The 9,465-nt window shown below is 64.6% G+C and carries 14 protein-coding genes and 1 pseudogene; 3 read left to right on the top strand and 12 right to left on the bottom strand.

Annotation, left to right across the window (positions count from 1 at the left end):
* Positions 1–55: 55 nt before the first annotated feature.
* A complete protein-coding gene (locus tag G539_RS23220; RefSeq protein ID WP_035829788.1) occupies positions 56–760 on the top strand; it encodes a YfbU family protein in 705 nt (234 codons plus the stop codon).
* A gap of 405 nt (positions 761–1,165) precedes the next feature.
* Here G539_RS23220 and G539_RS27725 read toward each other — a convergent pair.
* The 11 genes and pseudogenes from G539_RS27725 to G539_RS25960 all read right to left on the bottom strand — a co-directional run.
* A pseudogene (locus G539_RS27725) lies at positions 1,166–1,381 on the bottom strand (DUF6362 family protein); the annotation flags it as partial.
* A 50-nt stretch (positions 1,382–1,431) separates the two neighbouring features.
* A complete protein-coding gene (locus tag G539_RS23210) occupies positions 1,432–1,845 on the bottom strand; it encodes a hypothetical protein (protein WP_051230977.1) in 414 nt (137 codons plus the stop codon).
* Position 1,846: 1 nt separating this feature from the next.
* Positions 1,847–2,047, bottom strand: a complete 201-nt coding sequence (locus G539_RS0101000; RefSeq protein ID WP_029073556.1) for a hypothetical protein — start codon at positions 2,045–2,047, stop codon at positions 1,847–1,849.
* Positions 2,044–3,429: a replicative DNA helicase gene (locus G539_RS0100995; RefSeq protein ID WP_029073555.1), complete on the bottom strand. Its 1,386-nt coding sequence runs from the start codon at positions 3,427–3,429 to the stop codon at positions 2,044–2,046. The genes G539_RS0101000 and G539_RS0100995 overlap by 4 nt, the downstream gene beginning before the upstream one ends.
* Positions 3,426–4,061 (bottom strand): hypothetical protein, encoded by a 636-nt coding sequence (locus tag G539_RS27265; RefSeq protein ID WP_029073554.1) that lies wholly within the window; start codon positions 4,059–4,061, stop codon positions 3,426–3,428. The genes G539_RS0100995 and G539_RS27265 overlap by 4 nt, the downstream gene beginning before the upstream one ends.
* Positions 4,058–5,263 (bottom strand): phage antirepressor N-terminal domain-containing protein, encoded by a 1,206-nt coding sequence (locus tag G539_RS25970; protein ID WP_051230975.1) that lies wholly within the window; start codon positions 5,261–5,263, stop codon positions 4,058–4,060. The genes G539_RS27265 and G539_RS25970 overlap by 4 nt, the downstream gene beginning before the upstream one ends.
* A 2-nt stretch (positions 5,264–5,265) precedes the next feature.
* Positions 5,266–5,940, bottom strand: coding sequence for a hypothetical protein (locus G539_RS25965; protein ID WP_051230973.1), 675 nt, complete (start codon positions 5,938–5,940; stop codon positions 5,266–5,268).
* Complete coding sequence (locus G539_RS0100975) at positions 5,940–6,524, bottom strand: hypothetical protein (protein ID WP_029073553.1); 585 nt, start codon at positions 6,522–6,524, stop codon at positions 5,940–5,942. The genes G539_RS25965 and G539_RS0100975 overlap by 1 nt, the downstream gene beginning before the upstream one ends.
* Positions 6,521–7,207, bottom strand: coding sequence for a hypothetical protein (locus G539_RS0100970; RefSeq protein ID WP_029073552.1), 687 nt, complete (start codon positions 7,205–7,207; stop codon positions 6,521–6,523). The genes G539_RS0100975 and G539_RS0100970 overlap by 4 nt, the downstream gene beginning before the upstream one ends.
* Positions 7,204–7,482, bottom strand: coding sequence for a LexA family protein (locus G539_RS0100965; protein WP_029073551.1), 279 nt, complete (start codon positions 7,480–7,482; stop codon positions 7,204–7,206). The genes G539_RS0100970 and G539_RS0100965 overlap by 4 nt, the downstream gene beginning before the upstream one ends.
* Complete coding sequence (locus G539_RS25960; protein ID WP_051230970.1) at positions 7,479–7,955, bottom strand: phage regulatory CII family protein; 477 nt, start codon at positions 7,953–7,955, stop codon at positions 7,479–7,481. The genes G539_RS0100965 and G539_RS25960 overlap by 4 nt, the downstream gene beginning before the upstream one ends.
* An 81-nt stretch (positions 7,956–8,036) precedes the next feature.
* Between G539_RS25960 and G539_RS0100955 the strand changes: the two genes are divergently transcribed.
* Entirely contained in the window at positions 8,037–8,288 is a 252-nt protein-coding gene (locus G539_RS0100955) for a hypothetical protein (RefSeq protein ID WP_029073550.1), read from the top strand.
* Between the two features lie 7 nt (positions 8,289–8,295).
* Here the strand turns inward: G539_RS0100955 and G539_RS23190 are convergent, their stop codons facing one another.
* Positions 8,296–8,580 carry a hypothetical protein gene (locus tag G539_RS23190; protein WP_210162767.1) on the bottom strand — a complete coding sequence of 95 codons (285 nt, stop codon included), beginning with the start codon at positions 8,578–8,580 and terminating at the stop codon, positions 8,296–8,298.
* On the opposite strand from G539_RS23190, the gene G539_RS25955 reads away from it, so the two are divergent.
* Positions 8,569–9,459 carry a S24 family peptidase gene (locus G539_RS25955; RefSeq protein WP_156911716.1) on the top strand — a complete coding sequence of 297 codons (891 nt, stop codon included), beginning with the start codon at positions 8,569–8,571 and terminating at the stop codon, positions 9,457–9,459. The genes G539_RS23190 and G539_RS25955 overlap by 12 nt on opposite strands.
* The last annotated feature ends 6 nt before the right edge of the window (positions 9,460–9,465 follow it).

Below are 9,465 nucleotides of genomic sequence, written 5' to 3'. Positions count from 1 at the left end.
ACATATACGTACATCACCCGTACGATACGGATGATTGGCGACAAAAGGAGCCCTTATGGCTAAGACAGAGCGTTTTGAGATGAGACTGAGCGAAGACATATTGGAGCGGGTGGATCTTTGGCGTTCATCACGAGAGGACGTCCCCTCGCGTTCCGAGGCGATCCGCCGCTTGATCGAACAGTCGCTCGACCAAGTTGGGGTCGGCAGCAGCAAGACTTACGAATTCGACCCGACCCCACCTGAGCGGCTCCAACTCTGGATGCTCTCTGAGATCCTGAAGCTCCAGAAAGGTCACGACAAGCACGACGTCGACCTTATCCAGGGCGCCATCTTGGGCGGCCACTTCTGGGCACTGCCCTGGGAGATGTCCGGGGTTCTCCACCGCCACACTGATAGCCAAGCGGCACTGAACCTGGTGGTCGACACCTTGGACATGTGGTCTTTCATCGAGGAGGGATACGAATCCCTGAGCGAGACCGAAAAGGCTAAGCTGACGTCTCTCCCGGATATCGGCCACCCCCCATCGTTCATCGGCTTCGATGGCAACAACGAAGCCGAGATGCTGAGTATCGCCAGGTTCCTGATTGAAAAACTGAACCGCTTCGAGCGCTTCAAGGGGCGGAGCTTGAACTCACATATGCCCCGTATCTCCCTCTACCGGAACATGATCGCTGAATTTGAGCCCATGCGGGCCAAACTCATCGGGCGTGAACTCGGCCTGTCGGAATTGACTAAGCTGCTGACCATCCGGTCATGGTGATTGATATTGGAGCCGGCCTTAGCGGAGGCCGGCCCCAATCAATTCGTACGCTCCACGCGATCACGTCGCAGACTGCTCATACCGAGCGAGGATTTTGCGGCGCCGCTCTGCTTGCTGCTCGGCCCAGCTCATATCCCGGGCCTCGGGAACATCGATCGGCCTGGCGTCATCCTCCATGAAGGAGCGTGGCGACGCAGAAATCGACAGGCTATCGATTTGCCCCCCTCCTATGCCCTCATGTTGTGCCACCCGTCCATAGTCGGGGTAGCGCAAGTTTATTGAGGCCTTACAGAGACTTAGCGCAACCCTCTCGTGGATAAGGTCGGTCAGGCGGTAGGCCGACCTGCGAGCAACGCGGCTTTTGCGGCACCAGCCAGCGAATGAGCGCTTCCCCGCCTCGCATGATGCCCGGGCCCAGATGATCTGGCGGGCCTTGTCCTCGTCGACGAGCGCGTTGATCCATGCCCGGGCCTCGTCGGCCCGGGAGATGGCCGCGGCGTCCGGGATGTAGCGCACCTGCACCTGACCGTAGCCATAGGCGTCCTTGTGCTCCCTGGCGTAGACCGGCCACAGGCCGCGGGGCTGGCTCGGGCCCACACGCTCGACCTGCAGGTGCAGCATGGTGTCGGCTGCCTCGACGAGGCGTTCTCGGACGAGCAATGCGGTCCAGGTCATAGGAGGCTCCCTTGCTGCTCTGGGGTCAGGGCATCGCGGAGAGCCATGACGAGGAGGGTGTAGATCCGGCTCCGCTTGGAGAACCGGCGGCCGGTCAGGGCTTGGCGGCGGATCTCCGCGAGTTCGATGGTGTCGAAGGCGCCCATGAAGTCGCCGGCGCGCGCGTCTGCCCATTCGGGGAAGTCGAGAACGATGTCAGAGACCGCCAGGATCGTTTCGGACCAGAGTTCGGCGGTGTTGTTCCGCGACCAGAGGATGGCGCGCAGCACGAAGATGAGATGGCTCTCACCGTGCTTCAGGACGATTCGGCGCATCACCTGGCGGGCATGGGTCTGCCGAGGCCGCCGCCGCTTCCTGTACGGGACGATCTTGATGCCGAGTTGATCGCAGAGACGATCGATCTTCGACAAGTCAGCGCGCCCCCAGCTTCTCGATCTTGTGGGCGATGTCGATGGCGGCCTTGAGCTTGGCGGCGGCTGCGCGGTCGACCACGCCGGCACGGTTCCGGCTGTCGGCATAGTCCCGCGCGATCCGGGCGCAGTCGGCGATCGCCTGCTTCCTGGCGGCATCCATGGCGGCGTGGATCGTCTCGGGGCTGGTCACGACCTTCACAGCATCGTCCCCTGATCGCGCCAGTCCTCGACCAGCGAGGAGAAGCGGGTGAACCGGGCCTCGCGCTTGATCACCTTTCGAATGCCGCCCTCGGCGAAGCGGGCCTTGAGCCCGACGAGCTCGGCCTTGCCGGCGACGAACTCTCGCCGGGCCTCGACGTCGGACTTGCGCTTGTCGGTGCGCGCTGTCGACAGCATGTGGTCGATCCACTGCTCTTCGACGTAGAGGGCGATCAGGCCGTCCAGGTTCTCCAGCGCGCCGGCGCCGCCGTATGCGTCCCCCCGAACCGGACGCGGATTGTCCCTGCCCTGCCCGTCGCTGTTCCGCTGCATCAGCAGGATGCCCGCGTTCTCGGTCTCCTGCATGAGGGCCTTGAGGTCGCCGTAGACCTGGTTGACGCCCTCGGCCAGCATGGTCCGGCGATCTGTGAAGCTGACGCGCTTGGCATGATCGATGATGACCAGCCCCTTGCCGAACTTCCGATTGAAGGCACGGACCCACATGGAGATCTCGGCCGTCGTCGGCCGGCCCATCTTGCGGACCTCGAAGGGCTTGTCCCGCATCTGGTTGAGCAGGTTGATCACGGATTCGAGCTCGGCATCGCTCGCCCTGCCCTTGCGGAGATCGTTCGACTGCACCGATGCGCGCTGCGAGGCGATCTGCTTGTAGACCTCAGTCGGCTTCTGATCCCCGGAGAGGAACAGGACGGGATAGCCGGCCTCCATCGCGTGATAGGCCTGTTGCAGCGCGAAGCTCGTCTTGCCGCCGCCGGAATCGGCGAGCAGGCCGACCAGCCAACCGAACTCGAGATCGTCGCCGAGCACCTGCTGCGCCTCGCCGATGAACCACGGCACGGCCGCGCTCTTCTGGCGCTGATGCGCGAGACTGATCTCCTCGATCGCACCGACGGCCGCATCGCCGTCGTCGGCCGCCCTGCCCTTGCCGATCGCGTCGGAGAACAGCTTCTCGCACTCGGCGACCAGATCCTCGGTCTTGGCGCCCGGCTGGAAGAGCGATGCCCATTCGTGGATCCGCTCGGCCGCCAGAACAAGCTCTCGCCGGACTGCGGCGTCCTTCACCGCTGTGGCAAGATCGACGATGGCGTAGGGCATCGCGAACTCGGCGAAGAGCCGGACGACATAGCGCATGCCCGAAAGCTCGCCGACCCGGTGATCGTCAGAAACCGCCCCCTTCATGGTGACGGGGCTGGCAACCGAGCCGGCGCCGATCATGTCGGCCATCGTCTGGTAGAGATGGCGGTGCACCGGTTCGAAGAAGTCATCGGGCGCGAGGATCGACGACACCCGATCGAAGCAGGCGTTGTTAGCGAGGATCGAGCCGAGGACGTGCTGCTCGGCCTCGAGGTTCTGCGGAAGGCTCACGCCGCGACCCTCCGGCTGGCGAGCATCTTCCGAACGTCCATCGAGTTGCCCTCGACGGCCGTGTAGACGGCGATGCCAACGGAATCGGACTGGTCGCTGTTCTTGACGACGAAGCCGTAGCGGAGGCCGAGGTCCGCAGCCCATTTCCGGACCTCGCGCTTGGCCCAGCCGTTCTTCTCCTTCTCCGGCGTGCCGCGTGGTGCATAGGCTCGGCCGATGCAGAGCATCCGCCATTTCGCAACGTTCACCAGCATCGCGCGGATCTTGAACCGGTGCAGCATCACCAAGGCGCCGCCGGACATCGCCGGCAGCACAAGCATGGTGTGAGGGTTGGACGCGAGCTCCTCGACGGTGCGGCTGGCGAACAGACCGTCGCTGACGACCTTCTTCCGCTTCGGCAGGGCCCGGAGGGGTTCTTCGACCCCGGCGAGGTCAACCCGGACGCCTCGTTCACGGAAGCTCATCAGGAGCTCATAGAGGTGATCGGACAGCGCGCGGACGTTGTCGTCGTAGTCGTCCCCTCGGCACGGGAACGAGCCGCAGGTGATCCGCGGCGTCCGCCCCTCGCCCATCTCTTCGATGAGCGTCCAACCGGTATTGGCGGAGGAGAGATCGAGACCGAGGAAGTTCATGCTGGCGCTCCGCTCGATTCAGGAACGAGGACTAGAATGGCTTGCCCCTTCACGGTTCCGCGTTTGGCGCGCTGCCGCTGGATATGGTTGCGGATGATCTCGCTGCCGAGTGTGGGACCGTTCAGCCAAGCCATCGCTGCCTCGCGCGGGAACCGCCAGCGGCGATCGGCATCGATGTTCTCGGGCGTCCGGTCCGCGAGATAGCCGTGTCGAAGGCAGAAGTCTTTCATGGCGCGGGTGATGACGCCGCCGGTGGTGCCACGAACCCGACCATCCTTCGGGATGCCTGCCAAGTCCATGATATCCCTGGCAGTGACGGTGCCCGCGAGATCCCACGAGGCGACAGGGCGGACGACGCGGAGCTGCTCGACATCGCGGCGAAGTGCCGAAGCCTCCTCCATCACGAGCTCCATGCCCGCTCGAAGGTCCTCGGTCTGCTTGATGAAAACCTTCTTCACGATGCCGCCGATCGCGGCGCGGGAAGCGTCGTCGAGTTCGAGAACGCCATGTTCACCGCGTACCGCGACGCCGTCGGTCCAATAGGCGGCCAAGGCGTCGTAGCATTCCCGCTGGTAGGCGATGACCGCATCGCGGATATCGGTTCGCACGCGGCTGGCGTCGATGCCGAAGAGGAAGCCGTTGAGCATCTTGAGCGGGAGAGTAGTCGTCTCTCGGCTCTTTCCGTCAGTGGCAACCATGTGTGTCACGCACATGGTTGCGCCGAGAACCGCATCACGCTTGATCCGCTGAAGCTGTCCGTTCCAGTCCAGCCCCATCCCCTCGACAATCGGCTTCAACGCCGCGTGCGGTTTCCCTTCGACCTCCACCGTCTCGATCTTCGAGCCGCGGAACTCCACCACTCGCACCGAGCCACCTTGCGTGTTACCCGTCATCGTCTCGTTTCCATGTTGGTTTCGGGATGAGGCCGGGGCGGTCTCGGTCGCCAAACTTGCGACCGCCTCGGCTTGCTCTTCCTTGTGGCGGCGGATCACCCGCCGCACGTAGGCCCGGGCATTGAGCCAGGACCGCCGATCGCCGCTGCTTCCCGCAACGATGAACGTCTTCTCGACACCGTCGAAGTCAGCGACGAATCGCGGATGCTTGCCCGTGATGACGAGCTCAAACGGATAGCCGGCCTTGCTGAGCTCTTGCGCGACAGCATCGCGCTCTTCCGACCCATAGGTGGACAGGGCGCGCGTCATGGTCAGGAAGCCAAGCCGGCTTCGGGCAGGTCCTCGCCGAACGGCGCGTCATCTTCGAGATCGGCCTGATCGTCGTCGACATCATCGGCGTCGAGCACTTCGGTCTCGCTCTCCTCCTCCGCCTGCATGGCGAGCACGAGCCGGCGCTCTTCGGAGCCCTTGTGATGACCAGTGAGCCACTGTTGGCCGGCCGCCGTGGAAAGGTCGTGCGGATTGTCCGGCGCTTCACCGAGGCGCCCGGCGCGCAGGCCATCCTCGAACGCCTTCTCGTCGATCGGCGCCAGCGTGGTTGCCGTCTCGAACAGGTCGAGCTGCGACTTCTGGATGCCGACGCCGAGGATGTTGAGGTAGCGGAGCAGCTCCTGCATCTCGGCCGTGAATTCCTCGGCCTTGCCCGACTTGAGGATCTTCAGCGCGCGCTTGGCAGCGGCGAGGTTGATCCCCTTCCCTTCGGCCTTGGAGAGTGCCGCGCGCGCCGTGCCCTGCGCCGAGGCGGCTTCCTCCTGAGCGCGCCGGATCTGGGAAAGCTGGACGGCGACGATCGCCTCGGGCGGAACCTGGTTGTGCTCTTTCGGGGTCGAGACGGCAGACATCGGGGTCGTCCTTTCGTGGATGGCTAAGAGGCGGGTTTTGATGCGACGGCGGTCGCGGAAGTAGGCTTCGGCGCGGTTGAGCATCAGGGGCTCTCCCGGTCGCGCCTCAGGAAGCGGATCTCCGGCCGGCCGAGATAACCGCGCTCCCAGACGAACCATGCGAAGTCGGTAGTGCCATTGCCGGGCTTGATGCCCGCTTCGATTACCGGGCCCGGCGGCATCGACGGGCGCGGGCTCAGCAGGTGAACGCGAGCGAGCGGCGTCTTCTCGAGCCAGGCGCCGCGGCCGGCGGCGTTCATCCACTTCGTCGGCAGGAGCAGCGCGACCTTCCCGATAGCCAAGTCCAGCGCGCGGGCAGCGAACGCGTCGGCGATACCGAACGGCGGATTGCTGACGATGTTGTCGCTCCGGGAGTTGTTGCCCCGGAAGTCTGCGAGATGTCGCGGGTCGGCGCCGCCGGCGCGGGCGACGATGTCGTTGCCCTTGGCCATATACCCGGCCTCGATCGCTGAACGGACAATGCGGCCGCATCCACAAGCTGGATCGTAGATCGCACCCTCGAAGTGCTCGACCTCGAATAGTCGGCGCGAGCACCATTCCGGCTCGACGTACCAGTCCTCGGGATGACGGGCCCAGATGTGGGCGTCCTTCTGGATGGGTTCGCTCACAGCAGCGCCCCCGACAGCACCGAACGCTTCCGACCGGGCCGCGCTCCGTTCGGCTTGGGCTCCCTGATCCGCACGACGGTGGCCCGGGTCGTCAGACGTTCACCGCACGCAGCGCAGAACCTGAAGCGGGAGCCGAAATTCACCGGGTTGGCGCAAACCAAGCGCTCCGGCGCCGGCTTATCGCCCTGACCGGGGAGGATGTACTGGCACTCGAACTGGCCAGCCTCGAGGAAGGACTTCGGCGCCCCGCCCGTCGGCACATACTCGACCACGAGCTCGGCCGGCGGCAGGAACGGTACCTCGTCCGTCACCATCGGCGGCGCGGCGACCTTCGGCCGAAGCTGCTTCTTGTGGGCCTTGAGCTTGATCCGCTCGGCCCGGCACTTCTCGCGGATCGCCTTGGCCGACCAGAACCTCAGCTTGGCAGAGAGCTCCGCGACCGACAGGCCCTTGCTGGCCAGAACGCGGAGCCTGTCGAGGCGAGCCGGGGTCCATTCTAGATTGGGCTTGCGAGAGTTCGCCGAGCTGATCTCGGCCCGTTGCATCTTGCCGATGATCGAGTTGCGCGTGAGCTTCGTTCCGAACTCGCGGCTCATGATCATCCCGATTGCCGAGGCCGTCTCGCCCTTGGCCGCCAGCACCCGCAGCCGATCGATCATCTCTTCCGTCCAGGGCTTGCTCATGCCACGCTCCTCTGCTGGACGATGGCGATCGACCGGGAACGGCCGGGGTGGAAGGTGATGAAGCCGCGCTCACGGAGAGCGACGATCACGCGGTTGACGCTGCCGCGCGATCGGAGGCCCGTCGCCGAGGCGATGTCGTCGTAGGAGGGCGAGAAGCCGCGCTTTGCGATGAGCGCTTCGATCGCCTTCAGAACCTTCGCCTGGACGCGCGTCAGGCCGGCCGGCGGCTCCGGGTCGGAGAACTCATGCTGGCAGCAGGGGCAGCGGTGCATCATCGCTTCGCTCCATCAATGGCGTGGTCGAGTGCTGTTCCGAGAGAGGCCATCTGCGTCATCGCCTCGAGCACCTTGGCTCGAAGCGCCTTGGCCTCGGCGACGTCGATCCGGCCGTCGGCCAGCGCGTCGGAGAGCGCGACCTCGACCTGCGACCCGCCAGTGAGCACGCTGGAGAGATGGCCGAACCAGTGCGTCGTGTTCTGCGCTACGGGCATGGGGACGAGGAGATGCCCAGAGAGCTCAGCGAGGAGCCGCGTCACGATCGGCTCGCCGGCGTCCTTCTCAAGGTCGGCGATGACGTCGATCGGCGCGAAGACCTCTTCCTGCCGGGCGCCATACCGGGACAGGAGCGATTCCGTGCCGCGGGTGATGCCCTGGCAGCGGCGTGGTCCGCCAGCGGCACCGATCAGATCACGGGCTGCCCCCTTCAGGCGCTCATAGGTCTGGTTCGAGAAGATGCGAGCAATGGTCATGAAAGTCTGGCCCGGTTCTTTTCATGGACGCTCGGCCTTGCCGGGCGCAGGTTCCGTGCAAGGACGGATCAGGAGGCTGGGATGACCGACGCTGAAATCGACGCGCGGATCGACGTGCTGGACCGAGCGATTGCGGAGCTGCTGGCGCGGATGCCGCCAGTCGAGCGCGAGACGGTGTTCGACCGGCTGCGCTGCGAGTTCGATGGCCGGGAACATGCCGAGACCGTCGAGCGCCTGATCGAGGACGCGTCGGAGACATCCGGGCATCCGATCGATGTCGCGATCCGCCAGTTGCGGCGGCGGCATTCCGGCGGCGGCCGGGTGACCGTGTAAAGGCGCTTCATGAGTCTCGCCTCCGGCCGCCTTCGCCCCACACCTCGTCAAACCGTTTTGCCGTCAGAACCGGGAAGAAGTCGCGCGGCTCAAGTTCGATGCCATTTGCCTGGGCGAACTGCAGCAGCTTCCGAGCGTCGAGATGCGGAATGACACCCTCGGTGCCCCCCCTGCTCGCCGGGTACATCCAGCGATAGATGCGGGTAAGGCTCTTGCCGGTGATCCCTCGGACGACCTCAGGGCCGCCGAGCTTGGCGATGACGGAACGGGCTGGGTCGAGATGCTTTTCCATGACGACTATATTTGCGACAATCGCAATTTACCGTCAAGAGAAATTTGCGATCTTCGCGATAGCGGTTTTTGCGGCCATCGCAACAATGCCGATATGGACTCTCGCGAAATCCTCAGAACTTGGCTCGAAGGCCAGATCGAAAAGAAGGGGCACGGCGCCCGGAAGAAGCTCGCCGAATGCCTAGGCGTCGGCTCGTCCGCCATTACGCGGATGACCAGCACGGATCCCGGCAAGGAGTCTCGGGAGATCACGGCCGCCGAGTTGCTTAAGATGGCGGAGTTCTTCGGAGAGTTCCCGCCGCTACTGTCGCCGCCTGATGAGCACGCCGGCGAACTGAAGCGCGTGCCCCTCGGACACGAGTTTGATCCAGACCCAGAGTTCGAGCCGGTTCAGCGGGCAGTATCGGACGGCCGCCGTGTCGGCATCGCGCCTGACGAGATTCCGCAGGCGGAGACACTTGGACTGGGGCTTCGAGACGCTGGCGAGCAGATCCAAATCGATATCGGTGGCGGCAGCAGCGTCATCGGCGTTCCAGTAAGCGACACCTGGCGAGTCCCGACGACCGTCCTTCGCCGGCGCGTCAGCACGCCGATCGAGCAGTTGCACTTCGTCGAGTGCGAGGGCAACTCGATGTACCCGCTGATCAACAACGGCGACGTGGTGCTCGTCGACCGCTCCAAGCGCAACCCGAGAATGCCGGGCGTCTTCGCCCTCTGGGAGGGGGACGGCCAGACGATCAAGCAGGTCGAGTACGTCCAAGGCTCGGTGCCGCCGAAGCTCCGCCTGATCCCGGCCAACAAGGATTACACCACCTACGAAGTGCTGGCCGACGACGTTTTCATCATCGGCGCCTATGTCGCTAGATTCACCGTCGACTAGACCGGC

The organism is Kaistia adipata DSM 17808 (genome assembly GCF_000423225.1).
GTDB classification, from domain to species: domain Bacteria; phylum Pseudomonadota; class Alphaproteobacteria; order Rhizobiales; family Kaistiaceae; genus Kaistia; species Kaistia adipata.
This window is presented reverse-complemented; position numbering and strand designations above follow the sequence as displayed.